The organism is Kluyvera huaxiensis (assembly GCF_040149365.1).
In the GTDB taxonomy this organism is placed as follows: domain Bacteria; phylum Pseudomonadota; class Gammaproteobacteria; order Enterobacterales; family Enterobacteriaceae; genus Kluyvera; species Kluyvera intermedia_A.
This window is the reverse complement of record NZ_JBEFLV010000001.1, coordinates 370,968-396,761: the sequence shown is the minus strand read 5'-3', so window position 1 is coordinate 396,761 and position 25,794 is coordinate 370,968. Positions and strand designations below refer to the sequence as shown.

General features: G+C 53.9%; 24 protein-coding genes. 15 read left to right on the top strand and 9 right to left on the bottom strand.

Annotation, left to right across the window (positions count from 1 at the left end; all coding sequences use genetic code 11):
• The first annotated feature begins 162 nt into the window (after positions 1-162).
• Positions 163-957 carry a YdcF family protein gene (locus ABOC97_RS01925; protein ID WP_349593371.1) on the top strand — a complete coding sequence of 265 codons (795 nt, stop codon included), beginning with the start codon at positions 163-165 and terminating at the stop codon, positions 955-957.
• Here ABOC97_RS01925 and ABOC97_RS01920 read toward each other — a convergent pair.
• From ABOC97_RS01920 to gap, 3 genes are all read right to left on the bottom strand, one after another.
• The gene (locus ABOC97_RS01920) at positions 954-2,024 is read right to left on the bottom strand and encodes a bifunctional transcriptional activator/DNA repair enzyme AdaA (RefSeq protein ID WP_349593368.1); all 1,071 of its coding nucleotides are present in this window, start codon (positions 2,022-2,024) and stop codon (positions 954-956) included. The two genes, ABOC97_RS01925 and ABOC97_RS01920, sit on opposite strands and share 4 nt — an antisense overlap.
• A complete protein-coding gene (locus ABOC97_RS01915; protein WP_349593365.1) occupies positions 2,008-2,784 on the bottom strand; it encodes an isocitrate lyase/PEP mutase family protein in 777 nt (258 codons plus the stop codon). Before ABOC97_RS01915 ends, ABOC97_RS01920 begins: the two co-directional genes overlap by 17 nt.
• 120 nt (positions 2,785-2,904) lie before the next feature.
• Positions 2,905-3,906: a type I glyceraldehyde-3-phosphate dehydrogenase gene (gene gap / locus ABOC97_RS01910; RefSeq protein WP_349593362.1), complete on the bottom strand. Its 1,002-nt coding sequence runs from the start codon at positions 3,904-3,906 to the stop codon at positions 2,905-2,907.
• Positions 3,907-4,129: 223 nt separating this feature from the next.
• On the opposite strand from gap, the gene cybB reads away from it, so the two are divergent.
• The 6 genes from cybB (at position 4,130) to ABOC97_RS01880 (ending at position 9,360) form a co-directional block, all read left to right on the top strand.
• Entirely contained in the window at positions 4,130-4,657 is a 528-nt protein-coding gene (cybB, locus tag ABOC97_RS01905) for a cytochrome b561 (RefSeq protein ID WP_349593359.1), read from the top strand.
• 76 nt (positions 4,658-4,733) lie between these two features.
• Positions 4,734-5,372, top strand: coding sequence for a leucine efflux protein LeuE (leuE, locus tag ABOC97_RS01900; protein ID WP_349593356.1), 639 nt, complete (start codon positions 4,734-4,736; stop codon positions 5,370-5,372).
• Positions 5,373-5,587: 215 nt separating this feature from the next.
• Entirely contained in the window at positions 5,588-5,944 is a 357-nt protein-coding gene (locus ABOC97_RS01895; protein ID WP_349593353.1) for a hypothetical protein, read from the top strand.
• A gap of 172 nt (positions 5,945-6,116) precedes the next feature.
• Positions 6,117-6,392 carry a metal/formaldehyde-sensitive transcriptional repressor gene (locus ABOC97_RS01890; protein ID WP_062773733.1) on the top strand — a complete coding sequence of 92 codons (276 nt, stop codon included), beginning with the start codon at positions 6,117-6,119 and terminating at the stop codon, positions 6,390-6,392.
• A 23-nt stretch (positions 6,393-6,415) separates the two neighbouring features.
• Positions 6,416-7,534 (top strand): S-(hydroxymethyl)glutathione dehydrogenase/class III alcohol dehydrogenase, encoded by a 1,119-nt coding sequence (locus ABOC97_RS01885; RefSeq protein WP_349593350.1) that lies wholly within the window; start codon positions 6,416-6,418, stop codon positions 7,532-7,534.
• Between the two features lie 137 nt (positions 7,535-7,671).
• Positions 7,672-9,360 carry a methyl-accepting chemotaxis protein gene (locus tag ABOC97_RS01880; RefSeq protein WP_349593347.1) on the top strand — a complete coding sequence of 563 codons (1,689 nt, stop codon included), beginning with the start codon at positions 7,672-7,674 and terminating at the stop codon, positions 9,358-9,360.
• A gap of 44 nt (positions 9,361-9,404) precedes the next feature.
• Here the strand turns inward: ABOC97_RS01880 and ABOC97_RS01875 are convergent, their stop codons facing one another.
• The gene (locus tag ABOC97_RS01875) at positions 9,405-11,774 is read right to left on the bottom strand and encodes a glucose/quinate/shikimate family membrane-bound PQQ-dependent dehydrogenase (protein WP_349593344.1); all 2,370 of its coding nucleotides are present in this window, start codon (positions 11,772-11,774) and stop codon (positions 9,405-9,407) included.
• A gap of 423 nt (positions 11,775-12,197) precedes the next feature.
• Between ABOC97_RS01875 and ABOC97_RS01870 the strand changes: the two genes are divergently transcribed.
• Entirely contained in the window at positions 12,198-13,091 is an 894-nt protein-coding gene (locus tag ABOC97_RS01870) for a lipopolysaccharide core biosynthesis protein RfaZ (RefSeq protein ID WP_349593341.1), read from the top strand.
• Positions 13,092-13,138: 47 nt separating this feature from the next.
• Here ABOC97_RS01870 and ABOC97_RS01865 read toward each other — a convergent pair whose 3' ends face one another.
• The 3 genes from ABOC97_RS01865 to pcaH form a co-directional block, all read right to left on the bottom strand.
• Positions 13,139-14,062 carry a LysR substrate-binding domain-containing protein gene (locus ABOC97_RS01865; RefSeq protein WP_234506199.1) on the bottom strand — a complete coding sequence of 308 codons (924 nt, stop codon included), beginning with the start codon at positions 14,060-14,062 and terminating at the stop codon, positions 13,139-13,141.
• Between the two features lie 174 nt (positions 14,063-14,236).
• The gene (gene pcaG / locus ABOC97_RS01860) at positions 14,237-14,857 is read right to left on the bottom strand and encodes a protocatechuate 3,4-dioxygenase subunit alpha (RefSeq protein WP_349593338.1); all 621 of its coding nucleotides are present in this window, start codon (positions 14,855-14,857) and stop codon (positions 14,237-14,239) included.
• Positions 14,854-15,594, bottom strand: coding sequence for a protocatechuate 3,4-dioxygenase subunit beta (gene pcaH / locus ABOC97_RS01855; protein WP_234506205.1), 741 nt, complete (start codon positions 15,592-15,594; stop codon positions 14,854-14,856). The genes pcaG and pcaH overlap by 4 nt, the downstream gene beginning before the upstream one ends.
• 227 nt (positions 15,595-15,821) lie before the next feature.
• Between pcaH and hglS the strand changes: the two genes are divergently transcribed.
• The 4 genes from hglS to rimL all read left to right on the top strand — a co-directional run bounded on the left by hglS (position 15,822) and on the right by rimL (position 21,099).
• Complete coding sequence (gene hglS, locus ABOC97_RS01850) at positions 15,822-17,165, top strand: 2-oxoadipate dioxygenase/decarboxylase HglS (RefSeq protein ID WP_349593335.1); 1,344 nt, start codon at positions 15,822-15,824, stop codon at positions 17,163-17,165.
• Positions 17,166-17,207: 42 nt separating this feature from the next.
• Positions 17,208-18,713 (top strand): carboxylesterase/lipase family protein, encoded by a 1,506-nt coding sequence (locus ABOC97_RS01845; protein ID WP_349593332.1) that lies wholly within the window; start codon positions 17,208-17,210, stop codon positions 18,711-18,713.
• A gap of 113 nt (positions 18,714-18,826) precedes the next feature.
• Positions 18,827-20,482, top strand: coding sequence for a glucan biosynthesis protein D (locus tag ABOC97_RS01840; RefSeq protein WP_349593329.1), 1,656 nt, complete (start codon positions 18,827-18,829; stop codon positions 20,480-20,482).
• Between the two features lie 65 nt (positions 20,483-20,547).
• Positions 20,548-21,099 (top strand): 50S ribosomal protein L7/L12-serine acetyltransferase, encoded by a 552-nt coding sequence (rimL, locus tag ABOC97_RS01835; RefSeq protein WP_349593326.1) that lies wholly within the window; start codon positions 20,548-20,550, stop codon positions 21,097-21,099.
• Here the strand turns inward: rimL and ydcK are convergent.
• Positions 21,094-22,074 (bottom strand): YdcK family protein, encoded by a 981-nt coding sequence (gene ydcK / locus ABOC97_RS01830; protein ID WP_349593323.1) that lies wholly within the window; start codon positions 22,072-22,074, stop codon positions 21,094-21,096. The two genes, rimL and ydcK, sit on opposite strands and share 6 nt — an antisense overlap.
• Positions 22,075-22,255: 181 nt before the next feature.
• On the opposite strand from ydcK, the gene tehA reads away from it, so the two are divergent.
• From tehA to ABOC97_RS01815, 3 genes are all read left to right on the top strand, one after another.
• Positions 22,256-23,257, top strand: a complete 1,002-nt coding sequence (tehA, locus tag ABOC97_RS01825) for a dicarboxylate transporter/tellurite-resistance protein TehA (RefSeq protein ID WP_349593320.1) — start codon at positions 22,256-22,258, stop codon at positions 23,255-23,257.
• A gap of 2 nt (positions 23,258-23,259) precedes the next feature.
• Positions 23,260-23,856 carry a tellurite resistance methyltransferase TehB gene (gene tehB, locus ABOC97_RS01820; RefSeq protein ID WP_234506228.1) on the top strand — a complete coding sequence of 199 codons (597 nt, stop codon included), beginning with the start codon at positions 23,260-23,262 and terminating at the stop codon, positions 23,854-23,856.
• Between the two features lie 147 nt (positions 23,857-24,003).
• Complete coding sequence (locus ABOC97_RS01815; RefSeq protein WP_349593317.1) at positions 24,004-24,672, top strand: DUF3313 domain-containing protein; 669 nt, start codon at positions 24,004-24,006, stop codon at positions 24,670-24,672.
• A 125-nt stretch (positions 24,673-24,797) separates the two neighbouring features.
• Here the strand turns inward: ABOC97_RS01815 and ABOC97_RS01810 are convergent, their stop codons facing one another.
• Positions 24,798-25,697 (bottom strand): DMT family transporter, encoded by a 900-nt coding sequence (locus ABOC97_RS01810; protein WP_349593314.1) that lies wholly within the window; start codon positions 25,695-25,697, stop codon positions 24,798-24,800.
• Positions 25,698-25,794: the final 97 nt, after the last annotated feature.

The window sequence follows — 25,794 nt, the reverse complement described above, 5'->3', positions numbered from 1 at the left end:
TTATGTTGGTTGTTAATTCTGATTATATTGGCTTTTGTGGTGTAAAATTCAGGTGCAACCGCATTGTTTTTAGACGTTTCTGGTTATTTCAAAAATGTTACAAATTGATGGGGGAGAGCGAGATTCATCCCTGTTGGTTACGTAAAAGGAGCGAAGAGCACCATGAGCTTGTTATGTTTACCTGAAGCCACGCTGGTGGCGGCAAATCGTCTGGGGCGCTGGCTGGCGCAGGATGATGTGGCCGGTAAGCCAGATGTTGCAAACGCGCAGCTGGTGGTTCTGGCGGGTAACGCCGTGATGCCAACCGTGGATGCCGCCTGTCGGCTGGCTGCGTTAAGCGGTGGGACGCTATTAATCTGCGGTGGCGTGGGGCATTCAACCTCGTTTCTTTATCAGACGATAGCGCAACACCCGCGCTATCGAGAGATTGTGGTTCTTGACCAGCCGGAAGCCACGCTGCTGGCAGAGATTGCGCATCTTTTCTGGCAGATCCCCCGTGAGCGTATCGTGATAGAAGATCAATCCACCAACTGCGGCGAGAACGCATGGTTTACGCGTCGGGTGATGGAACAGCACGGTATTGAGGTTCCCGTTGCCACTCTGGTTCAGGACCCGACCATGCAGCGGCGGACCATGGCGACGTTCGCCCGGGCCTGGCAAGATGTGACGGTGTCGCCGAAATGGGTAAGTTATCCCGGCTATATCCCGCTCCTGCAAAATACTCCAGAGGGCGTGGCCTGGCAGCAGCCCGCCGAGGGGCTGTGGTCGGTGGGCCGCTATCTGTCGCTCATTCTCGGTGAGCTACCGCGTTTGCGTGACGACGCGCAGGGCTACGGCCCGCGAGGGAAAGATTTTATCGTTCACGTTGATATTCCAGACGATATTGAAGCCGCCTGGCAACTGCTGGCGTCAGAACCGCAGCTGTTGCAGGAGCGGGCGGACCGCCATCTCGGTTAATCAGCCTCGGCGGCCGGGCTTTCGCAGAAAGTCTTTTCATGCTCCAGCAGCCAGGCTTTACGCGCCACGCCGCCGCCGTAGCCGGTCATGCTGCCGTCTTTGCCGATCACGCGGTGGCAAGGAATGACAATGGCGATACGGTTCGCGCCGTTCGCCGCGGCGACTGCGCGGGCGGCAGTGGGGTTATTGATGGATTCTGCCAGCGCTTGATAGTGAGTGGTGTTGCCGCAGGGAAGTTGCTCCAGCGCCTGCCAGACGCGGCGCTGGAAATCGCTCCCCGGAATATCGAGCGCAAGGGTGAATAGATGACGTTGCCCAGCAAAATACTCGCCAATCTCCCGCTCAGCCTGCCGGATGTGGCTATTGGTACCTGCAATGATCCGCGCGCGCAGTAAACGCTGCAGGTCGCTGAATTCCGTCTCCAGCATGCGCCTATCGACAAACTCCAGCAGGCATACGCCGCGCTCGGTGGCGCAGACGAACATCGGGCCCAGCGGGGTGGTAAAACGGTGGATCAAAATGGTCTGTTGGTGCTCTCCCGGCGAATGGCCGGTCAGTTTTTTACAGGTATAACCAAAGCCGCTGAGCGATTCATAGCCGTTATCAAAGGCCACGTCGGTGGCGCTGCGCCCGGCCTTGAGCTCCTGTAGCGCAACGTTAACCCTCTGCATCCGCTGAAAGGCCTGGAACGTCATGCCGTGATGCTGCAAAAACCAACGGCGCACGCGCTCCGGGCTGACATTATTCTCCCGTAGCTGACCATCGCTGATGCGCGCTTTCGGCGTCAGTCGCACCAGAGCCAGCGCCTGTTCAATATAGTCCGGTGCGGAACAGGCATTTTCCGTGGGCCGACACACTTTGCACGGGCGAAAGCCCGCGTCCAGAGCAGATTTAAAAGAGTCAAAAAATTCGACATTTTCGCGCTTGGGCTTGCGCGCCCGACAAATCGACAGGCAAAAAACGCCGGTAGTTTTGACGCCGACAAAGAAAACCCCGGTGTATTCTGCGGCGCGTTCAAGCAGCGCCTGGTACCAGGTGTCACACTGCGCGCTATCGGTGATTTTCATCGGTAAAAACTCCTGCGAAGGATTGCTGTTGGTGGACGGTTAACAGCAGCGAATATACGCCATTTTGTATCACGGAATGTACCTCGTTCCCCATGGAAATACGCCGGACGCCAAGTTCGCCAAGCGTCGGAAAGTCAGGTAGGCCCGGCATCGCCATCACGTTTAGCGGCAACGAGGTGTGATTAGCGATGGCCGCAATATCTTCAGGGGATGTTACGCAGGGAACGAAAAGGCCGTCCGCGCCGTGTGTGGCATAGCGTTGCGCACGGAGTAGGGTTTCCTCGCGAGCGTGGGGCACATTCATTAAGAACGGATCGGTGCGCACATTCAGAAACAACGAACAGCGAAAGGTGGCAAGCGTCTCGCGAATGGATTTCAGGCGCTGAGCAAATCGTTGGCTATCCTCAAGCACGCGTACGCCGTCGACAATTCGGCTGTCTTCAAGGTTAACGCCAGCAATACCCATGGACGCCAGTCGCCGCATATTTTCGGCGACTCCAGAAGGCGTATCGGCATAGCCAGATTCCATATCCACGCTGAGCGGTAAGGATGTCACCGCGCGGATGCGGCTCACCACGTACAACAGCTCGTCAAAAGAGAGGCTTTCCCCATCTTCGTAGCCAAGCATCGCGGCGATGGCTGCGCTGGATGTTCCGAGCGCCTGATAGCCTGCCTGCTCAGCGGCGCGGGCGCTGCTGGCGTCCCAGACGTTGGCTAACAGTAGTGGGGAAGGTTGAAAATGCAGTGCGGTAAAGTCCATGACGATCTCCGGTTGTGTGTGCCAGCGGAGTGTGCCGTGGCGGCAAGTATGCTCACAACCGAAAATTGGACGACCATTTTTTATCGGCAATGCGGGGGAGTGAATTCCCCCGCGACGGTATTACATTTTGGCGTACTTATCGAGGACACGAATAAGCTGGGTGACAAATCCGTATTCGTTATCGTACCAGGAGACGGTTTTCACCAGCTGCAGACCGCCCGCTTCGCTGACCTCGGTCTGGGTGGCGTCGAACAGCGAACCAAAATGGCTGCCGATAATATCCGACGAGACAATCTCATCCTCGGTATAGCCAAAGGATTCGTTATTATGCGCGGCGTTTTTCATCACCTGATTCACTTCGTCCGCGGTTACTTTTTTACTCAGAATCGACACCAATTCGGTGACGGATCCGGTTTTGGTTGGCACGCGCTGGGCATGGCCCTTCAACTTGCCGCTCAGCGCCGGGATCACCAGACCGATGGCTTTCGCCGCGCCGGTGGTGTGCGGAATGATGTTTTCTGCCGCGGCGCGTGAGGCGCGCAGATCTTTGCCTCGAGGGCCATCAACCAGCGACTGCGTGCCGGTGTAAGCGTGAATGGTGGTCATCGTCCCCAACTGAATCCCGAAAGCGTCGTTGAGGGCTTTGGCCATCGGCGCCAGACAGTTAGTGGTGCATGACGCAACGGAGATGATTTTATCGCTGGCGTTAAGCGTATCGTCGTTCACGTTGAATACCAGCGTTTTCATCTCACCCGCAGGGGCGGAGATGAGCACTTTTTTCGCACCCGCATCCAGGTGCGCCTGGGATTTCTCGGTTGAGGTGTAGAAGCCGGTACACTCGACGATGATTTCCGCATCTTGCGCCGTCCATGGGATGTTTTTCGCTTCTTTCTCGGCATAGACGTTGATGGTCTTGCCATTAACAATCAGCGCGTCGTCGGTAAAATCCACGCTCCACGGGAACGGGCCGTAGTTAGAATCGTACTTCAATAAGTAGGCCAGCACTTTTGGTGAGGTCAGATCGTTAATCGCGACCACTTCATGACTGCTGGACACTTCCAGTAAACGGCGCAGAACCAGACGGCCGATACGTCCAAACCCGTTAATGCCAATCTTACTCATGATGTACTCCTGTCAGAGATGGGGATAGCCGATACGCGTACCAAAAAACGACGGATAAATAACGACGAATGATGTGTTTCATCTGTCCAGGCATAGTCCAGCCCGCCGGGAAGGGCAATCTTATTATGAATAGTTAATTTGTATCGATATGAAAAAGTTAATGAATTTTTAATGAAAGGCAGTTACTTTTCTCTTTTATGTTACTTTGCAGGGCATTTTCGCGATGAATGATAAATATTCCCGCTTACAAATAGCGATTCACTGGCTGGTGTTTCTGCTGGTGGTGGTGGCCTACGCCGCGATGGAGTTACGCGGATTTTTCCCACGTAGCGACCGGCCGATTATCAACATGGTCCATGTTTCTTGCGGGATTAGCATTCTGGTGCTGATGGTGGCGCGCCTGCTGGTTCGCCTGAAACGACCGGCACCGCCGATTATCCCAAAACCCAAACCGATGATGACAGGAATGGCGCACCTGGGGCATTTGTGTATTTATCTGCTATTTATCGCCTTACCGCTGATTGGCCTGGTGATGATGTACAATCGGGGCAATCCGTGGATGGCATTTGGGCTGATGATGCCGCACTCTGCCGAAGGCAATTTCGACCTCGTGGATACCCTCAAGCAGTACCACATTTTGCTGGCAAATTTAGGCTACTGGCTGATTGGCCTGCACGCGCTTGCCGCGTTGGCGCACCACTACTGGTGGAAGGATAATACGCTGTTGCGGATGATGCCGCGCAAGCGTTAACAAGACTTTTAACTCCCTGGTCTCTGCGTTACCATACGTCATCTATTTTTATTATGTATGTATGAAGGAGAACAGGGTGTTCGCAGATTTTGGCGTACTGAATTACTGGACCTATTTGCTCGGAGCCATTTTTATTATTCTGGTGCCGGGGCCAAATACCTTCTTCGTCCTGAAAACCGGCGTCTCGCACGGTATCCGTAAAGGCTATATGGCGGCGCTGGCGGTATTTATTGGCGATGCGGTCCTGATGTCTCTCTCCTTTGCCGGCGTCGCGACGCTGATTAAAACTACGCCGCTGCTGTTTAATATCGTCCGCTATTTAGGGGCGATTTATCTGCTGTATCTTGGCGTGAAAATGCTCTACAGCACGTTAAAACGTAAAAAAGCCGGTCAGGAAGAAGAGCCTGAGCCAGGGCACGCCATCTTCAAACGCGCGTTGACGCTGAGCCTGACCAACCCGAAAGCGATCCTGTTCTATGTGTCGTTCTTTGTGCAGTTTATTGACGTACAGGCGAAAACCCCGGGGCTGGCGTTCTTTATTCTGGCGCTGACCCTGGAACTGGTGAGCTTTACCTACCTGAGTTTCCTGATCGTCTCCGGTTCGCTGGTGACGCGCTACGTGAAAACGCGTAAAAAACTGGCCAAGATTGGCAACAGCCTGATTGGGCTAGTATTTGTCGGTTTTGCTGCCCGCCTGGCAACGCTGCAGTCCTGATTTTTGCTGCCGGTTAAGTTCTCCGCTTAATCGGCGTTCCTCCCGCACCGTCCTGCGCCACTTTTAAACCATATCTTAAGTTAATAAATTCATCTAACTACATAAATATTAAGAATATTTATAAACTCCCAAAAGCGTGAAATGTCACTCTTTTCCATGCCCGAGAGGACTCGTAGGTGCTATGGTCCGTTTTTTTTCCATAAGGGACTTAGGCAATGAAAAAAATGGCAGCGGTTATTATTGGTGCACTGGTGCTTTCAGGCTGCGCACAGCGGGTGGCGGATCTCACTGTCGCCAGTACCAAAAACTACAACCTCAATGGCGATAAATTCGTCAAAGGAGCGCGGGTAAAAGGGGAAGACAGTAAGCCGGTGATCCTCTTCCCGATGGGTATTCCGAACGTGAAAGAAGCGGCGGATTTGGCGATTGAACAAAATAAATGTGCGGTCGCTTTGGCTGATGTGGTCATTACCCAATATAACTACTCATTCCTGGTCGGTAAGATGGGGGTGATTGTGGAAGGCGACCTCATCATCGACCAAACCCTGCCAGGTTGCGCCAGCGCCAAATAATCTCTTCTTGTGAAAAACCTCGCCGCGGCGGGGTTTTTTTATGCTTTCTATCCGCACTAAATGGTCTGCGTAATACGCTGGGAGCGTTGCCTTTTGTGCGGTATTAGCAACATCAATTTTACAATGTGATTCGTTTCATATAGTATACCCCACTATATTATTAGGAGGGCATATGCCGCATTCACCTGAAGACAAAAAACGCGCATTAACCCGCGTTCGTCGCATCAAAGGGCAGGTAGAGGCGCTGGAGCGTGCGATCGAGTCAGGTGAATCCTGCCTGACAATCCTGCAACAAATCGCTTCGATTCGCGGGGCCTCCAACGGCCTGATGGGCGAAATGGTCGAGATGCATCTCAAAGACGAACTGGTGAGCGGGGAAACGACCCCGGATCAGCGTGCCTTACGCATGACGGAAGTCGGTCATCTGCTACGATCCTATTTAAAATAATTATCACAACGGAAGAGACAGCTATGAAATCACGTGCTGCAGTTGCGTTTGGCCCAGGTCAGCCGCTGAAAATTGTTGAAATTGACGTCGCGCCGCCGAAGAAAGGCGAAGTGCTGGTCAAAATCACCCATACCGGCGTTTGCCACACCGACGCGTTCACGCTGTCCGGTGATGATCCGGAAGGCGTATTCCCGGCGGTGCTCGGCCATGAAGGTGGCGGCGTGGTGGTGGAAGTCGGCGAGGGTGTTACCAGCCTGAAAGCGGGCGACCACGTTATACCTCTGTATACCGCGGAATGCGGCGAGTGTAAGTTCTGTAAATCCGGCAAAACTAACCTCTGCCAAGCGGTACGCGCTACCCAGGGCAAGGGCCTGATGCCGGACGGCACTACCCGTTTCTCCTACAACGGCGAACCGATTTACCACTACATGGGCACCAGTACCTTTAGCGAATACACCGTGGTAGCCGAAATCTCGCTGGCCAAGGTTAACCCGCAGGCACCGCTGGACAAAGTCTGCCTGCTGGGCTGTGGCGTAACCACCGGTATCGGTGCGGTTCATAACACGGCAAAAGTGAAAGAAGGCGATACCGTTGCCGTATTCGGCCTTGGCGGCATCGGTCTGGCTGTCATTCAGGGTGCGGTACAGGCGAAAGCCGGACGTATTCTGGCGGTCGATACCAATCCAGAGAAGTTCAAGCTGGCTGGCGAAATGGGTGCGACCGATTTCATCAACCCGAAAGATTACGATAAACCCGTTCAGGACGTAATTGTTGAACTGACCGACGGCGGCGTTGATTTCAGCTTTGAATGTATCGGCAACGTCAACGTGATGCGTTCGGCGCTGGAGTGCTGCCACAAAGGCTGGGGCGAGAGCATTATCATCGGCGTAGCGGGTGCGGGTCAGGAAATTAAAACCCGTCCATTCCAGCTGGTGACCGGCCGCGTATGGCGCGGTTCGGCATTTGGCGGTGTTAAAGGCCGTACCCAACTGCCGGGGATGGTAGAAGAGGCGATGTCGGGCAAAATTCAGCTCGATCCGTTTATTACCCACCGCCTGCCGCTGGACAAAATTAACGAAGCGTTCGATCTGATGCACGAAGGGAAATCTATCCGTACCGTCATTCATTTCGGCGATAAGTAGCGCCATCAACCAGCGGGAATTTTCCCGCTGGTTTTCTTATTTGTGACCCGCCTTGCGTTTTACACCTTTCCCGATAAGAAATTAGCGGCTATGGCCGATGACTCTAGTACTTACCTCAAGTACAAGAGAGTCAACTCATGGATAAAAAGTCTGCGCAGCAACGTGCGCAAAAGATCGGTTTCCTCCATCACATCCGGCTCGTGCCGTTCTTCGGTTCGGTACTGGGCGGTATCCTGCTGCTGTTTGCTTTGAGTTCAGGCCTTGCGGGCTACTTTATGTGGCAGGCTGATGCCGATCAACGAGACGTGACTCAAGAGCTTCAGGTTCGCGTCGGGCTTTCTGACAGCGCAAACTACCTGCGGGAGGCGCGGCTGATGATGATCCATGCCGGTGCGGACAGCCGTATTGCCGAAATGGATAGCATGAAAAAGAATCTGGCGGCAGCGCAGGCCGGAATCCAACGCTCGCAGCACGGATTTAAGGTCTACACCGACAGAAGCGTAAAAACGGCGGCGGATATCGCGCTTGATGCCGAAATGAACCAGCGCTATAACGCTTACCTTGAAGGCATGAAGCCGATGCTGAAGTATGCGCAAAACGGCATGTTTGAAGCGATCATCAACTATGAAAGCGAACAGGCTCGCGCGCTCGATGACGCCTATAACGATGTGCGCCTGAAGGTTATTGATATTCGTACCGCACGCGCGAACCAGCTGAACGAACTGGCGCATAACCGCACGACGCTGGGCGTGATGTTTATGATTGGTGCGTTCGTGCTGGCGGTACTGATGACCATCATCACCTTTACCACGCTGCATCGGGTGGTGATTGTTCCACTGCAACGTGCAGGTGCCCGTATCGCACAAATTGCCAGCGGCGATCTGACCATGGCCGATGAACCGGTAGGGCGCAGTGAGATTGGTCAGCTCAATGGCAATCTGCAAAAAATGCAGCACTCGCTGGTGAAAACGGTCGGTACCGTACGTCAGGGCGCAGAAGAGATTTATCGCGGTACCAGCGAAATCTCGATGGGCAACACCGATCTCTCTTCCCGAACCGAACAGCAGGCGGCTGCGATTGAGCAGACCGCCGCCAGTATGGAAGAGTTAGCCGCTACAGTGAAACAAAATGCCGATAATGCGCACCATGCCAGCAAACTGGCGGAAGATGCTTCTGGCAAAGCCACTCGCGGTGGGCAACTGGTCTCCGGCGTGGTGTCGACGATGGGCAGTATCTCCACCAGTTCGAAGAAAATCTCAGAAATTACCTCGGTGATTAATAGTATCGCTTTCCAGACGAATATCCTGGCGCTGAACGCCGCAGTCGAAGCGGCGCGTGCCGGTGAGCAAGGGCGTGGTTTTGCGGTCGTCGCCAGCGAGGTCCGTACCCTGGCAAGCCGTAGCGCCCAGGCAGCGAAGGAGATTGAGGGGCTGATTAGCGAATCGGTGACGTTGATTGAGCGCGGGTCAAGTGAGGTTGTCCGCGCCGGTTCGACCATGACCGATATTGTTGATGCCGTGAAGCGCGTTACCGATATTATGCTGGAAATCGCCGCTGCATCCGACGAGCAAAATCGCGGGATCCAACAAGTTAGCCAGGCGGTGACTGAAATGGATAACGTTACCCAGCAGAACGCCTCGCTGGTGGAAGAGGCCTCGGCGGCAGCGGCCTCGCTGGAAGAGCAGGCGGCTCGACTGACTCAAGCGGTGGGTACGTTTCGTATTCAGGGCGGTGAGCGGGTTGAAGTAGAGAAGGCGAGCGTCAAACCGACCTTTGCGCCAAATCGACCGGCGGTCGCGGGTGCAGATAACTGGGAAACATTCTAAGGCAGGAAAATACCCCGTAACCTTAACGGTTACGGGGTTGATGATTACTGAGAATCAGGTAATGCGTAGGCAATGATATAGTCACCGCGATCCGGCGACTGACGCGCACCGCCGGCGTTAATCACGATGTACTGTTTACCGGTTTTCGGCGACACATAGGTCATTGGGCCAGACTGGCTGCCAACCGGCAGACGGTCTTTCCAGATCTCTTTCCCGGTGGCGGTATCAAACGCGCGCAGATAGAAATCCTGAGTCCCGGCGAAGAACAGCAGACCGGACTGAGTCGACAATGATGCGCCCAGCGTCGGCATCCCGATTGGAATCGGCATGTGCATGCGGATCCCCAGCGGGCCGGTGTCTTCAACGGTACCTACCGGCACCTGCCAGACAATCTTCCCGGATTTCAGATCCACTGCCGACATGGTGCCAAACGGTGGTTTCTGACACGGAATTCCCAGCGGTGACAGGAAGCGCTCGCGCATCGCACCGAACGGTGTCCCGTCCATAGGCACAATACCCATCTCAATACCGCTGGCGTTTTTGGCAACGTTGGCGCGTGGAACCATGTAGTTGGCAAGCCCCAGACGCATGTCGTTAACGAACATCAGGCTGTTGTTCGGGTCAACTGACACGCTACCCCAGTTCATACCGCCCAGCGAGCCCGGATATTGCAGCGAACGGTCAACGCCCGGCGGGGTAAAGACCCCCTGATGACGCATCTCTTTAAACTGAATACGACACAGCAGCAGATCAACCGGCGTGGCTCCCCACATATCCGATTCGGTCAGGGTTTCGTTGCCAATCATTGGCATGCCTACCGAGTACGGCTGCGTGGGTGAGTAACGTTCACCTTCGACGTTGCCAGCCGGAACCGGACGTTCTTCTACTTTGGCGACCGGCTCACCGGTTTCGCGGTTGAGCATAAAGATCATGCCCTGTTTACTGGTCTGCACCAGTACCGGCGTGGTGCCGCCTTTACCGTCAGGCAAATCATACAGCAGCGGCTGCGACGGCAGGTCGAAGTCCCACAGGTCGTGGTGAGTGGTCTGGTAATGCCAGCGCACTTTTCCGGTTGTGGCGTCTACCGCCACGATAGAGGAACTGTATTTATCGTCCAGCGCGGTACGCTCGCCGGCCCAGAAGTCTGGCGTGGCGTTCCCGGTCGGCAAATAAACCAGGTTCAGTTTTGCGTCATAGGACATGGCAGACCAGACGTTCGGCGTGCCGCGCGTATAGGTCTGGCCTTCGGGCGGCAGGCCGGTCAGGTCCGGGTTGCCCGGATCCCATGCCCAGGCCAGTTTGCCGGTACGGACATCATAAGCGCGAACGACCCCCGGTGGTTCACCGGTCGAGAAGTTATCGGCCACGCGACCACCTACGACGACTACATTCCCGGCGACCAGCGGCGTTGAGGTTTGCTGGTAGTAGCCCGGTTTGATTTCACCCATACCAACGCTCAGGTCAACCACGCCGTGGTCGCCAAAGTCTTCGCACAGCTGGCCGTTATCGGCATTAATCGCGATGAGACGGGCATCGGTGGTTGGCAGGAACAGACGACGCGGGCAGGCGGCAGGCTGAGTACTTGCCGTCGGTGTAGTCAGCGCCTGGGTATCTTCAAAATAGCCCAGACCACGGCAGCGCTGCCAGTTTGGCGCGGTCGCTTTTGAATCGTAGCGCCATTTCTCTTTGCCGCTATCGACGTCCAGCGCCAGCACTTTGCTGTACGGCGTACAGACGAAGAGGGTATCGCCTATCTGTAACGGGGTATTTTGGTCTTCCGCCCCGGAACCGTTGCTTTGTGGAATATCGCCGGTATGTGCGACCCACGCGACCTGTAACTGATTGATATTCTGCTTGTTGATTTGATCAAGCGCGGCGAAGCGGTCGCCGTGGGTGGTGTTACCCCAGTGCTCCCAGTTTTTTTGCTCTTCACCTGCGGCAACCGGCTTCACCGGTACCGCTTCGCTGGCGGAAACCAGCGCCTGCGGTTTAAACATCCAGCCAAGGCTAGTGACCAGCATCACGGCAAAAATGGCCGCCAGACCGAATGCCGGCCCTTTGTTCGCGGTTTTCGTGTTGGACATAAACGGCCACACCAGCGCGCTCAACATCGCCAGCACGCCAAAGGCGAAGAGGCGAGAGAACAGCGGCCAGTATTCCCAGCCTGCATCCTGAATTGACCAGATAATGGCGACGATAAACGCCAGGCTATACAGCACTATCCCACCGCGGCGCTGGCGGGCGATAAGAATCGCGCTGACCACCATCCCCATCAGAGCGAAGAACCAGGTTCCCCCGACGGCGGCAAGTTTTGCCCCAAGAGCCCCGATAGCGAGGCCGATAATCATCATCAACGCGATAAGAAGCCACTGCAGGACTCGCGGGAATCCTCGCGGCACGTTGCTAGTTGCCATACTTTTCTCCTTGCAAAAGCCAGATAAAGACACACCAAATGAACCAAATGGAACTGCAATTCCACCAATGGCTTTCAAGTGAATCTTATAATCACTTCAAAATGAAACCATTAGCTCAGTTACACAATCAGAAGTGAACCATTTGGTTAAATTGTGGGTATGATAGAACTGTTAAAATGCATTGCGCAATTGTTAAAAAATAATTTCGCATTAATTGCCTATTGGTTGCCGCAGGGAGAGGGCGCAGCTGCGCGTGTTAGGGACGTGATGACTACGCAGCGATTGCTCTTTTATTAGTCAATACTGTTTATCGTCCAGTATTGAACCAAACTATTCGCATTTATTGTTGAGAAATAATGTTCTGTAGATATTATTAATCCGCATACGAAAGTATGCTTATTAATATATTCAGAGTAATTATACATGGCGGGAATTGATGTGTTTTCTAAATGGGTTTGTAAAACAACCTACCGGCTGACGCATTCTGAAAAATATAGACACAACAAGAATTTTTGGCCGTATTTTAAAGTGGAAAGAGAACCCTCCGGCACGATTCATAACGTGTTTTTCAAAAAAGAAAAACTCAATAACATCGAAATTGCCCATGTTGAAAAAACGAAACCGCTGTTAATTATGGCATCAGGGCCGTCAGTCAATGGGATTGCCCGCCAGTTTTTTGATGATCATTTTGATTACATGGGGGTTAATGGCGCCAGTGCGATGACTGCGATTACCTTCGACTGGTATGCGATCATTGATAAAAGTTTTGTCATTGAACGCATTGATTTAGTGAGGGAAATGGTGTCTCGTGAAGAGTTGGTGCTCTTTTGTCCATGCAAATGTCTGGCGTCGATTTGTGCACTGGTTCCATGGGAAGAGATTCGTTGTAAATTTAAAATTATTGAGACCGTCACCAATTCTACCGTACATCAATTTCTCGGTGCCACCTACCCGGTAACAGCGGATGAAGCCCCTTTTTATTGGCGTAATGGCGTGGGTTTTTCCGATGATATCAACCGGGTGTTATTTGATTATGGCACGGTGACGTATCCCGCCTTACAAATTGCCTGTGCGCTCGGATATAAAGAGATCTATCTTGCGGGTCTGGATATGAATAATTTTACGACGCCGCGTTTTTATGAACAGAAAGAAAATATGCTATCGACCCGGCTTGAAAGAGACTTTAATCCAGTTATTAATGCTTTTATCACCGCTCAATTATATTGCGAAGAAAATAATATTCACGTGGTAAATCTTTCTCCGGCGAGCGCAGTCAATGCATTCCCCAAAGTTGCGTGGGACAGCGTCGAAAAATAACTCACCGTTAGATGAAAACTGAGCCCGCGTCAGCGCGGGCGCAGCGGTCACGAAGGCATCGATTTACGTACTGCGCTGAGCAAAATCTGTGCGCCAGCCGAAAGCGGTGTGTCTACACGGGTCAGAATGCCAATCGGCTCGCCCTGGCCCTGAGTGCCAATCGGCAGTGCGGTAAGAATACCGCGACGTAAATCATCTTTCACCGCCCCGGAAGGGACGAACCAGATGTAGTTATAGTCTACCGTCAACTGCCGGGAGAGCGATGCTGAGAGGGTTTCAATACAGCCCGCGGGCATTTTACACCCCTGGTTTTGCAGCAACGTTTCAGCGTTCTGTCGCGGAACGGTGCCTTTTGGCGACACCACTACCGGCCACTCGAGCACCCGGCTTAGGGTAATATTGTCCTGCAACAGGGGATGGTCAGGGCGAACCACCAGCTTCAAAGATTCCAGGAACAGCAGCTCATAGTTAAGCCCGGTCATTAACTCAGGATCGGACATTCGGCCAATACCTAAATCAATATCACCGGATTTTAACGCCGCCAGCAGCATCGTATTGTTCATGGTGGCGACCTGTAGCGTCACCTCTTTTTGCTGCTGATGAAACGGTCCTATCACGGAAGGTAAAACACCGAGGGCGGCAGTTGGTAGCGCGCCGATGCGCACCACATCATTGTTAACACCTTCTTTACGATTGAGCGCCTGGCCTGCTGTGTTTAGTGCGTCAAGAACCTTCACCGCATGGGTTAAAAACTGTTCGCCGGTGAGGGTGAGTTGTGCGCCCATGCGGCCGCGTTCGAACAGCCGAGTGCCGGTGAGTTGCTCCAGCTCATTGAGCGTTTTAGAGAGCGCAGGCTGGCTTAAATTGAGAGTTTCAGCCGCTCGCCCCAAAGTTCCTTGCTGGGCGACGGCTACGAATGTGTGCAGATGGCGCAGACGAATGCGCTGACTAAAGAGAGCATTTTTTTCCATAAGCGATGTTAAAAACGAAGCGGTATCAGTGACAAGTAATGTTGTTTAAATTTGATAACTTGCTAGCAAAATATTATTAACATTTGTGCGGTTTAACAGACAAGCATTTTGTTGCATAAGGATAGGGAAAGTATCGCTACGCAATTTTGCGCGTAGCGATACTGGGGGGATACGTTACACGTCGAAAAAGACGGTTTCTTTCTCGCCCTGAAGATAGATATCAAAGCAATACACCGTTTCGCTTCCACGGATTTCTTTGCGACCAATCAGCGTCTGGCGGCGAACTTCCCATTCGATGATATTCAGCACCGGGTCTTTGGCGTTGGCTTCCGTCTCGTCGGAGAAGTACATCCGCGTATTCAGGCCGATGTTAATCCCACGTGCCACGATCCACAGGTTAACGTGCGGAGCCATCATGCGCCCATCGCGGCCAACCACCTGACCGGGCTTGATGGTGTCAAAACGCCAGACGCCGCTGTCAAAGTTTGAACAGGCACGGCCCCAACCGCGAAAATCCTCATCCAACGCTTTTTCCTGCTGCTGGTCTGCAACGTGGTTGTAGCGCCCGTTGGCGTTGGCCTGCCAAATCTCAATCAATACATCGCGCACCGGCGTGCCGGAACCATCAAACACGCGCCCCTCAATGGCAATCCGCTCGCCTGGGGTGTGGCTGTTAGTCAGCGTTGGGCCAAAATTTTTCTCGAAAATATGAAAACCAGCCGCATCTGGCGCAAGGCCAATATGCACGTAGGGACCGGCGGTTTGAGACGCGGTTTCCGGCAAATAGTCTTTCATCGTGCTGCCCCCTGAGTGCGGTTTTCAAATAACGTGGCGCGGTGGCCGCGCAGGACTAAATCGAAGCGATATGCCAGGCAATCAAGCGGTATCGCCGCATGGGTATCCAGCTCGGCAATCAGTGTGCGAATCGCATCATCGTTATTAATGGCCTTCACGATAGGACACTGTTTAATAAGCGGGTCGCCCTCAAAGTACATCTGGGTAATCAGACGTTGGGCAAAGGCTTCACCAAAAATTGAAAAATGGATATGCGATGGACGCCAGTCGCTGGCCTGGTTACGCCACGGATACGGGCCAGGCTTAATGGTGCGGAAAAAGTAGTAGCCATTTTCGTCGGTCATCACCCGGCCACAGCCGCCGAAGTTGGGGTCGATAGGGGCCAGATACTGATCTTTCTTATGGCGATAGCGGCCACCGGCATTAGCCTGCCAGACTTCAACCAGCGTATTTTTCAGCGGACGACCAAACCCGTCGCGCACGTAGCCGTGAACGATAATGCGCTCGCCAATCGGCAGGCCTTCTTTGGCGTAGTTAAGGATCAGGTCATTATCCAGCGGGCCAAGATCCTGCTGGGAAAAGACCGGACCGGTAATTTCTGACAACGAGTTTTGCAGCGAGATAAGCGCGTTGCGCGGTGAACGCAGAACGCTGGTTTTATAGCCCGGTGCATAAGCGGGCGGGTGATTGTTGTAATCCCGGTGAATCACTTCTTGCGGTGACCATTTCGTGCTCATAGGTGGCTCCGTGTAGGGTATTTTATTATTGCCACAGACAGTGTGTGTAAATGCAATGTTAATTTAAAGTGAATTTAAGGTGTATTTTGAATAACCTATGGTTATGCAATGGTGGAAATTCACTTACTAAATCAACTCAGTAGCCGGGATCACACTTTGTAAATTCTTACCGCATAGCGTCCTTGGTTTTCCTACACTGCAAATATGGTCACAGGAGACATGACAACATGGCGCACACCCTTTCGGCAGATGATATTCGGGAAGAGTTTTCACAAGCGATGTCGGCGATGTACCAGCAAGAAGTCCCGCAATATGGAACTTTGCTGGCATTAGTAGCTGACGTAAATCTGGCCGTGCTGGAAAATAACACGCGCTTACATGAGCAATTGGCCAATGCCGATGAGCTGGCACGGCTGAACGTCGAGCGGCATGGGGCGATCCGCGTAGGCACCGCGGAAGAGCTGGCGACGCTATGCCGCATTTTCGCCATCATGGGGATGCAGCCGGTCGGCTATTACGATCTTTCGGTCGCCGGGGTTCCGGTTCACTCCACCGCGTTTCGCCCGGTGGAGGATGCGGCGCTACAGCGCAACCCATTCCGCATTTTTACCTCCTTACTGCGTCTGGAGTTGATTGACTCTCCGACGCTGCGGCAAAAAGCCGCGCAGATCCTGGCCCAGCGCGATATTTTCACGCCTCGCTGCCGTGCGCTGATGGATATTCACGACGAACAGGGGGGCTTAACCGCCGTCCAGGCACAGGAATTTGTTCGTGAGGCGCTGGAGACCTTCCGCTGGCATCGCCACGCGACGGTGGATAAAGAAACTTACCAGGCGCTTAACCAGCAGCATCGGCTAATAGCTGACGTCGTGTGTTTCCCCGGTTGCCACATCAATCACCTGACGCCGCGCACGCTGGATATCGACCGGGTACAGTCGCTGATGGCGGAATACGGTATTGAACCGAAAGCGGTAATTGAAGGCCCGCCGCGTCGTGCGGTGCCGCTGCTGCTGCGCCAGACCAGCTTTAAAGCGCTGGAGGAACCGGTGCAGTTTGCCGGGGAACTCAGCGGCACCCACACTGCGCGCTTTGGTGAAATAGAACAGCGCGGCGTGGCGCTCACGCCCAAAGGCCGGGCGTTGTACGACCAATTGTTGGCCGAAGCGGGGGTTGGCAAAGACAATCTGACGCATCAGGAACACCTGCAGGCGGTGTTTAAAGCCTTCCCGGACAGCGAATTTTTGCTGCGTCAGCAGGGGCTGGCCTGGTTCCGCTATCGCCTCACGCCAACCGGTGACGCGCACCGACAGGCCATTCGTCCCGGCGACGATCCGCAGCCACTTATCGAACGCGGCTGGATTGTGGCACAGCCTATTACCTACGAAGACTTCCTGCCGGTCAGCGCGGCGGGGATATTTCAGTCAAACCTTGGGGATGAGACCCATACCCGCAGCCATGGCAATGCCAGCCGCGAGGCCTTTGAACGGGCGCTGGGACGGGCGGTACTCAATGAATTTAGTCTGTATGAAGAGGCCGAATTGCGCAGTAAACGCCGTTGCGGTCTGCTTTAAAACGGGTACTCTGCAGGGATTGAAAGTAAAAAGGACAGATTCATGCAGAATGCTTCAACCCGCGTGGAAACTCAGCAGGGAACGTTGTCGGGAGTGGTGGACGGGGATATCCATCTGTGGCGCGGTATTCCTTACGCCGCAGCGCCAGTCGGCGCTCTACGCTGGCGCGCGCCGCAGCCGGTAACGCCGTGGGGCGGTGTGCGTCAGGCCGCTCATTTCCCCGCATCAAGCTGGCAAAACAGCGAATATTGTGTGGCGTTGGGGGGCGGCGATCCGGGCCATTTTTCCGAAGATTGCCTCTATCTCAACGTTTGGTCGCCCGCCGAACGCTCGGCCAGCCTGCCGGTGATGGTCTGGCTGCACGGCGGCGGTTATTCCATCGGCGCGGGTGGTCTGCCTCCCTACGATGGTAAAGCGCTGGCAAAACGCGGCGCGGTGGTGGTGACGATCAACTATCGCCTTGGGCATTTGGGCTTTTTTGCCCATCCCGCGCTGGAAGGTGAAGACGGTGAACGGCTGTATAACTTTGGTTTAATGGATCAAATCGCTGCGCTGCGCTGGGTGCAAGAGAATATCGCATCCTTTGGTGGTGATCGTGACAACGTCACTTTATTTGGTGAGTCTGCTGGTGCGCGCAGCGTAATGTCGTTGATGACCTCGCCGAAAGCGCACGGGCTGTTCCATAAAGCGATTATCCAGAGCAGTTACACCTTACCGGATCTTCCGCGAGAGACGGCGCTGGCTCGCGGTGAGCGGCTGGCTGAACATCTCAATCTCCCCAATGCCACTGCGGACAGGCTACGAGAACTGCCCGCCGATGCCTTCTGGTCACTTGATGATTGCCATAATATCGGGCCGGTACCTATCGTCGGCGATGCGGTTTTACCGCAGCCAATGCTCGACGTTTTCTATGCCGGAAAACAACACGCTATGCCGGTGTTGGTGGGTTCCAACAGTGATGAAGCCAGCGTGATGCCGGTATTTGGCGTCGACCTTGCCGGGCAGATTCAGAAGCTGCGTCGGGAAAGGCGTTTGGGGTTAGGGCTGATTAAGCTGCTGTATCCGGGCGTGAAGGGCGATGAAGCGCTGGGTCGACAGGTTTGCCGGGATATGGCATTTACCACCCTGGGTTATGTGGTGATGCAGGCGCAGCAACGGGTTAATCAACCCTGCTGGCGCTACTGGTTTGATTATGTCGCCGAAGCCGAGCACCAGACCTATCTCCATGGCGCGTGGCACGGTAACGAAGTGCCTTATATCTTCGATACGCTCGGGCAGATAACGCCGTCACGTGAATATGTCACCGCGGACGACCTGGCGTTTGCAGCCGGCGTCGCAGACTACTGGGTCAATTTCGCCCGCGATGCCAGCACCAGCCATACGGTGCTGGCGGGGCCGGTGCGCTGGCCGGCGGCGGTTCGTGGTCGCGATCGTTTATTGCGCATGGGCCTCAACAAGCGCGCGGGTTTTCGCGTCGAAAACCGTTTTATGCGTGCCCGGATGGCGCTCTTCAAACGCGTAATGAAACATCATGTGAATCTGGACTAGCAGATTTTGTTCGCTGACCAATTGGATTATCAGTCAATTTTGTCTAGAGTGGGCGGTTCTGAGGCCGTTTTTATTTTGCAGCATTCCGACTTTAAAAGGACGCTTTGCCAGGCATGAATCGCAGACACTTTCTCAAATCTTCAATGGCTGTTGCCGCCGTGTGTGGTACCTCCGGTTTTTCATCGCTTTTCTCCCAGGCCGCGATGGCTCAGGAGTCCGATATCGCCGACGGCCAGACGCGTCGTTTTGATTTCAACGTCCTGCAATCCATGGCGCACGATTTGTCGCGCCAGCCGTGGAGTGGAGCCCCGCGCGCGCTGCCGGATACGCTGGCAAAGCTGACGCCGCAGGCCTACAACAGCATTCAGTACGATGCGTCACAATCCCTGTGGAACAACGTTAAAGAGCGCCAGCTCGACGTGCAGTTCTTCCACGTGGGGATGGGTTTCCGTCGTCGCGTACGTATGTTCTCACTCGACCCAGCCAGCCAGCAGGCGCGTGAAATTCACTTCCGCCCGGAGCTGTTCCAGTACAACGACGCGGGCGTCGATACTAAACAACTCGAAGGCCAGACCGATCTTGGTTTTGCTGGCTTCCGCGTATTTAAAGCGCCGGAACTGGCGCGCCGTGATATCGTGTCATTCCTCGGTGCCAGCTATTTCCGCGCGGTGGACAGCACCTATCAGTACGGTTTGTCGGCACGTGGGTTAGCGATTGATACCTATACCGACAGTCTGGAAGAGTTCCCGGACTTCACCTCGTTCTGGTTTGAGACGGCGAAACCGGGGGCAACCTCTTTTACCGTTTATGCACTGCTCGATAGCGCCAGCGTCACCGGTGCCTATAAATTCGTGGTGCACTGCGAACAAGCGCAGGTGATCATGGATGTGGAAAACCACATCTATGCGCGTAAAGATATCAAACAGTTAGGCATCGCGCCGATGACCAGTATGTTTAGCTGCGGCAACAACGAACGTCGGGTCTGCGACACGATTCATCCACAGATTCACGACTCCGATCGTTTGGCGATGTGGCTGGGTAACGGCGAGTGGATTTGCCGTCCGCTGAATAACCCGCAGAAGCTGCAATTCAACGCCTATCAGGATAAAAACCCGAAAGGCTTTGGTCTGCTGCAGCTGGATCGCGATTTCACCCACTATCAGGACGTGATGGGCTGGTATAACAAACGCCCAAGCCTGTGGGTTGAGCCGCGCAATCATTGGGGTAAAGGGGCCATCAGCCTGATGGAAATTCCGACCACCGGTGAGACGCTGGATAACATCGTTTGCTTCTGGCAGCCGGAAAAACCGATGAAAGCCGGCGATACCATGGACTTCAGCTACCGTCTGTACTGGAGTGCGATGCCGCCGATTCGTTCACCGCTGGCGCGCGTGCTGGCCACGCGCACCGGTATGGGCAGCTTCCCGGAAGGTTGGGCGCCTGGCGAACATTACCCAGAGAAATGGTCTCGTCGTTTCGCCATCGATTTCGTCGGCGGCGATTTGAAAGCGGCCGCGCCGAAGGGTATTGAACCGGTGATTACGCTCTCCAGCGGCGAAGCGAAACAGATTGAGATCCTCTACGTCGAACCGTTCGACGGCTACCGCATTCTGTTCGACTGGTATCCGACCTCAGACTCGACCGATCCGGTGGATATGCGCCTGTTCTTGCGCTGTCAGGGCGATGCCATCAGCGAAACCTGGTTGTACCAATACTTCCCGCCGGCACCGGACAAACGTCAGTACGTTGACGACCGCATCATGAAGTAATGTCTCTATAGCCCGGCCGCGCAGCGCGACGCCGGGTTTTTTCTCCAGAACGGAACCTCTTTATCATGACTCCCGCAGAAACCATCCCCGTCAGCGATACGCTTTCTCTCCAGGCCGTCAATGAAAGCCATATTCACGAGCTGCATCAACTGGTGCTGGACAATAGAGAATGGTTGCAGCAGACGCTGAACTGGCCGCAGTACGTGAAAAGCGAGCAGGACACCCGGCAGAACGTGCAGGGTAATATGATGTTGCATCAGCGCGGCATTGCTAAGATGTTCCTGATTTTTTGCGAGGGTAAAATGGTCGGTGTGCTCTCCTTCAACCAGATAGAACCGTCGAATAAGACCGGCTACATCGGCTACTGGCTGGATGAACGTGCGCAGGGTCAGGGGATCCTCTCGGCGGCGCTGCAGGCCTTTATTCGCTACTACGTTGAGAGCGGTGATATTCGTCGCTTCGTGATCAAATGCCGGGTGGATAACCTGCGCAGCAATCAGGTCGCCCTGCGAAACGGCTTTTTGCTGGAAGGGTGTTTACGCCAGGCCGAGTTCCTCAACGATAGGTTCCATGACCAGAATATCTACGCGCGGATTATCGACAAGTCCGGGTCATAACGCGCCAAACAGCGGCGTGCGAATAATACGCTGCGCGCCGTTCAATGATTTACGTCCCCGCAGATGAATCGCTTCTCCCGGCAACGCTTCGACCACCACGCTGTCGGTCAAATCAATGTGATACTCGAGCAGCACATCGCCGGTCACCAGCACGTCTCCCTGCACCAGAACATGATCGTCCAGCAGGATTGGGCCGCCGCGTAATCGCGCGTTGCCGCCGACCAGCACATGATGTTTCAACACGCAGTTGCCTTCAACCACCGCGTTTTCAGCCACCTGCGCGCTGTAGCGCAGGGTGGGGATCTCATCTTCGCCGTATCCGGCAATAATGTGGGCATTGCCGTAAACCTTCGCGCAGTCGCACACCCAGATATTATTCTCTTCATTCCCTTCAAGACGCGCGTGGTCATAAATCTCCGCCCGGTGTTCAACAAAGGCATAATTGAGCCACGCATTGCCGTAGATTTGCGCCTGATGGACCACCCGGCAGTGGCTAAGGCGGGCGCTATCGTAGATTTGAAGCTCTCGGTCCTGTTCGGCGGTTAAACCTTTGGCGCCAACGACCTGGCTGTGTTCGGCTATCCGCGCATGGCCAAACAGGTGACAAACGCCATGTACCCGCGAATCCTGTATCGCGACATGGCCGCTTAGACGAGCGTGGTGGCTGATGTGGCTGGCATCGACCCAGGCGTTGTCGCTGATTAACGCCCGATGGCTGATTTCACAGGGCCGGGTCACGCGGGCATTGCCTTCCACTCGCGCATCGGCGTAGACCAGACTATTTTCGTCATAAATCCAGCAGTCGCCGTCGTGGCTCAGCGACCGTTCATTTTCCAGCCAGCCACCGGGCGTACCAGCGGTAACGTCGGCAAAATCGCGCAGGGCGATAATCTGGCGAACCACCCGGCTTTCTTTAGCACCGGGTCCACCGGTTTGTACGGTGCGACTTTCCTCGCTAAGACGGTATTTTTTCATCACAGGTTCCGAATTTATGCTTTTTTTAACTGTAGCAAAACCTGAACTTAGCGGCCGATTCTGCGCTATAACATGTGATTCACACAGCCATAAAAGGCGGGGCGTTCTCTTTTTCTCGCTAGCATCGGCATAAAGAATCATTTAAAATGCAACTTAAATAATATTTTAATTTATAAACAAAATGCATAAAAAAGACGATGAAGTCCGGGTGCTTAATCTTCCTGCGGGCTATTTTGGCATGGTACTGGGTACTATCGGTATGGGCTTCGCCTGGCGCTACGCCAGCACGATTTTGCCGGTGAGCCATGCCATTGGCGATGGGCTAGTGATTCTGGCGATCGTCATGTGGTCGTTGCTCACGGTGTCTTTTCTGACCCGGGCGCTGCGTTTTCCTTACAGCATCTGGCAGGAGATGAATCATCCGATTGCCAGCAGCTTTGTGAGCCTGTTTCCCGCAACCACCATGCTGGTGTCGATTGGCGTTACGCCGTGGTCGCGAACGCTCGCCCTGGCGCTGTTCAGCGTAGGCGTGGTGCTCCAGCTTTGCTACGCCGCGTGGCAAACCGCCGGTTTATGGCGCGGTGAACATCCTGCCGAAGCCACCACGCCAGGACTCTATTTGCCGACCGTGGCGAACAACTTTATCAGTGCAATGGCCTGCGGTGCGCTCGGTTTTAACGATGCCGGGCTGGTGTTTCTTGGCGCGGGCGTCATCTCCTGGCTGACGCTGGAACCGGCTATCGTGCAGCGTCTACGCAGCGGCGGTACGCTATCGGTGCCGTTGCGGACTTCGCTGGGGATCCAGTTAGCCCCGGCCTTAGTGGCCTGTAACGCCTGGCTTAGCGTCAACGGCGGCCATGCGGATGTCTTTGCCAAAATGCTGTTTGGCTACGGTCTGTTGCAATTACTGTTTATGTTGCGTCTGATGCCCTGGTATCTCCGACAGGCGTTTAACGCGTCGTTCTGGAGCTTCTCGTTCGGCATTTCGGCGCTGGCGTCTACCGGTCTGCATCTCGGCCACGCCAGCGGCTCCGGATTTTTCCATAACCTGGCGCTACCGCTGTTTATTTTCACCAATATCGTGATTGGCCTGCTGCTGCTAAGAACGCTGTTATTGCTACTTCAGGGCAAACTTTTGACCCGTGTTGCACCGTCGACACTGATGAAACCGAAGGATGAATAATAATGACCACTCGTGATGAAAACTACTTCACTGAAAAATATGGTATGACCCGCACCCATTCCGATGTGGTGCACGCGGCGACTATCGTTAAACCGGGGAAAACGCTCGATCTGGGCTGCGGCAATGGCCGTAACAGTCTGTACCTTGCGGCAAATGGCTACGATGTCACTGCATGGGATAAAAACCCAATGAGCATTCAGAATCTGCTGTCGATTCGCGATGCGGAAGGGCTGGAAAACCTGCAGGCGTCGATTGAGGATCTCAATGCGCTGAGCTTTGATGGCGAGTACGATTTCATCCTCTCGACCGTGGTGATGATGTTCCTCGAAGCCAAAACGATCCCGGGTCTGATTGCCAATATGCAGCGCTGCACTAAGCCCGGTGGTTACAATCTGATTGTGGCGGCGATGGATACCGATGATTTTCCCTGCACCGTTGGTTTCCCGTTCGCGTTTAAAGCGGGTGAACTAAAAGAATACTATGCCGGCTGGGATCTACTGAAATATAACGAAGATGTTGGCGAGTTACACCGTACCGACGAAAACGGAAATCGCATTAAATTACGCTTTGCTACGATGCTGGCACGTAAGCAATCATAATTGATATTTATATAACGGGCGAAAGCCCGTTATTTGGTGAATCATTATTTATTAATAATGCGAGCAACCTCCATTTTTGTCGCGACAAACTCCTGATTCCTTTGCTATAACTTACTGGCATTTGTGCATTTATCAGGGATTATTCTCATGCGTACTCAATCTTTTTTTAAAGTGGTCGCTCTTGTGGGCGTCATGGCATTGGCTGGCTGTGCCTCAAAAACAACGACACCTGAACAATACTCAGGTTTTTTAAAAGACTATTCGGGCCTTAAGGAAGTGACGTCGGCGTCAGGAAAAAAAGAACTGCGCTGGATCTCCCCGGATTACAAATCAAGCAACTACGATAGCATCGTCTACAACCCGGTGACGTATTATCCGGTTCCTAAACCGACGACCCAGGTTGGGCAAAAAGCGCTGTCTGACATTCTTGCCTACACCAATACCGAATTGAAGAAATCCCTCAGCGATCGCAAGCCGCTGGTGACAAAAGCGGGCCCGCGTAGCCTTATCTTCCGTGGCGCAATCACGGCGGTAGACTCCAGTAAAGAAGGTCTGCAGTTCTACGAAGTCATTCCGATTGCGATGGTAGTCGCCGGTACTGAAGCTGCGACGGGACACCGTACCATGGACACTAACCTTTATTTTGAAGGCGAAGTGATTGATGCCGCGACCAACAAGCCGGTTATTAAAGTTGTCCGTAAAGGCGAAGGGAAAAACCTGGCGAACTCAAACACGCAGTTGACGCTGGATACGCTGAAAAAAGTTATCGATGATATGGCGATTGATGCCGTGAAATTCGACCCAGACCAGAAATAACTGACGCATTATTTTATAAATAAAGGGTGGCAAATTTTGCCACCCTTTATTTTTTCAGGCTTAAACGACTTTATTCCGTTTTGCTACCGACACCCCTGAATATAAACTTTAATACCGGGTTAATTTCAGGCCCGGCTGGCGAAGGGAATACGCCAGATCTGAGGCTTGGCAAACATCACCAGATTACCCAATAAAATCAACACCAATCCGATAATGGCATTCGCGTGCCACTGATAGCCCTCGTACATCGTCGAGAGCGTCAGCGCCACCAGCGGGAATAGCAGCGTACTGTATGCCGCGTTGCTGGCACCAATTCGCCCGACCAGGGTGAAGTAGACGCCAAAGGCGATGACTGACCCGAAGATGGCCAGATAGAACAGCGCACCCAGATAGCCCACCGTCCATTGCACGCTGAAATCATCGCCGCGCAGCAGGGCGATAACGCCGATAATGGCGGTACCATAGAGCATTGCCCAAGTGTTGGTGGTCAATGTTTCCAGCCCACGACGCTGATGACGAATGCTGAGCATATTGCCCAACGAGAATCCGTAGGTACCCAATGCACTCAGTAATATTCCCGCCAGCAGCGTGCTGCTCATGCCCACCGCGCGCAAATCTTGCCAGAACAGGGTAATAATTCCCGCCAGGCCTAAAAAGGCGGCGAGATAAAAGCGCTTAGGCGGCGTCTGGCGATAGAACAGGAAACTGTTGATGGCGTTAAACAGCACCGCCATCGAGAAAATTACCGACTCCAGTCCGGTGTTAATCCACTTAGCGGCGGTATAAAAACACAGGAAGTTAAAACCGAACACACAGCAGCCCTGTAGCACGCAGAATAGATGGTCGCGCAGCGTCAGTGGGCGAAGGCGCCGCAGGCACAGCAGGATGGTCAGCATTGTGCCGCTGGCGATGGCGAAGCGCCAGAAAATCGACACTGCCTCCGGTACCGGCCCCTGTTGCAAAAAGATAGCAATCCAGGTGGTTCCCCAGATAACCACCACCAGAGCATAAAGCAACGCGTTCATAAGTCCTCACAGCAAGTCACGATAATGTCTCTAGTCTGTCGTGACCGGACTGCGGGCGCTTGCAAAAGATTGCGAAGCACTTGCATATTCTTGCGGT

Bases quoted from the DNA above. Each gene is read 5' to 3' on its own strand.
- hglS (WP_349593335.1), top strand. From the start codon at position 15,822: ATGGCGCACACCCTTTCGGCAGATGATATTCGGGAAGAGTTTTCACAA.
- ABOC97_RS01880 (WP_349593347.1), top strand. From the start codon at position 7,672: ATGGATAAAAAGTCTGCGCAGCAACGTGCGCAAAAGATCGGTTTCCTC.
- ABOC97_RS01885 (WP_349593350.1), top strand. From the start codon at position 6,416: ATGAAATCACGTGCTGCAGTTGCGTTTGGCCCAGGTCAGCCGCTGAAA.
- ABOC97_RS01920 (WP_349593368.1), bottom strand. From the start codon at position 2,024: ATGAAAATCACCGATAGCGCGCAGTGTGACACCTGGTACCAGGCGCTG.
- ydcK (WP_349593323.1), bottom strand. From the start codon at position 22,074: ATGAAAAAATACCGTCTTAGCGAGGAAAGTCGCACCGTACAAACCGGT.
- ABOC97_RS01875 (WP_349593344.1), bottom strand. From the start codon at position 11,774: ATGGCAACTAGCAACGTGCCGCGAGGATTCCCGCGAGTCCTGCAGTGG.
- ABOC97_RS01815 (WP_349593317.1), top strand. From the start codon at position 24,004: ATGCGTACTCAATCTTTTTTTAAAGTGGTCGCTCTTGTGGGCGTCATG.
- tehA (WP_349593320.1), top strand. From the start codon at position 22,256: ATGCATAAAAAAGACGATGAAGTCCGGGTGCTTAATCTTCCTGCGGGC.
- pcaG (WP_349593338.1), bottom strand. From the start codon at position 14,857: ATGAAAGACTATTTGCCGGAAACCGCGTCTCAAACCGCCGGTCCCTAC.
- cybB (WP_349593359.1), top strand. From the start codon at position 4,130: ATGAATGATAAATATTCCCGCTTACAAATAGCGATTCACTGGCTGGTG.
- ABOC97_RS01870 (WP_349593341.1), top strand. From the start codon at position 12,198: ATGGCGGGAATTGATGTGTTTTCTAAATGGGTTTGTAAAACAACCTAC.
- ABOC97_RS01895 (WP_349593353.1), top strand. From the start codon at position 5,588: ATGAAAAAAATGGCAGCGGTTATTATTGGTGCACTGGTGCTTTCAGGC.
- ABOC97_RS01845 (WP_349593332.1), top strand. From the start codon at position 17,208: ATGCAGAATGCTTCAACCCGCGTGGAAACTCAGCAGGGAACGTTGTCG.
- pcaH (WP_234506205.1), bottom strand. From the start codon at position 15,594: ATGAGCACGAAATGGTCACCGCAAGAAGTGATTCACCGGGATTACAAC.
- ABOC97_RS01925 (WP_349593371.1), top strand. From the start codon at position 163: ATGAGCTTGTTATGTTTACCTGAAGCCACGCTGGTGGCGGCAAATCGT.
- gap (WP_349593362.1), bottom strand. From the start codon at position 3,906: ATGAGTAAGATTGGCATTAACGGGTTTGGACGTATCGGCCGTCTGGTT.
- ABOC97_RS01890 (WP_062773733.1), top strand. From the start codon at position 6,117: ATGCCGCATTCACCTGAAGACAAAAAACGCGCATTAACCCGCGTTCGT.
- ABOC97_RS01840 (WP_349593329.1), top strand. From the start codon at position 18,827: ATGAATCGCAGACACTTTCTCAAATCTTCAATGGCTGTTGCCGCCGTG.
- rimL (WP_349593326.1), top strand. From the start codon at position 20,548: ATGACTCCCGCAGAAACCATCCCCGTCAGCGATACGCTTTCTCTCCAG.
- ABOC97_RS01915 (WP_349593365.1), bottom strand. From the start codon at position 2,784: ATGGACTTTACCGCACTGCATTTTCAACCTTCCCCACTACTGTTAGCC.
- ABOC97_RS01810 (WP_349593314.1), bottom strand. From the start codon at position 25,697: ATGAACGCGTTGCTTTATGCTCTGGTGGTGGTTATCTGGGGAACCACC.
- tehB (WP_234506228.1), top strand. From the start codon at position 23,260: ATGACCACTCGTGATGAAAACTACTTCACTGAAAAATATGGTATGACC.
- ABOC97_RS01865 (WP_234506199.1), bottom strand. From the start codon at position 14,062: ATGGAAAAAAATGCTCTCTTTAGTCAGCGCATTCGTCTGCGCCATCTG.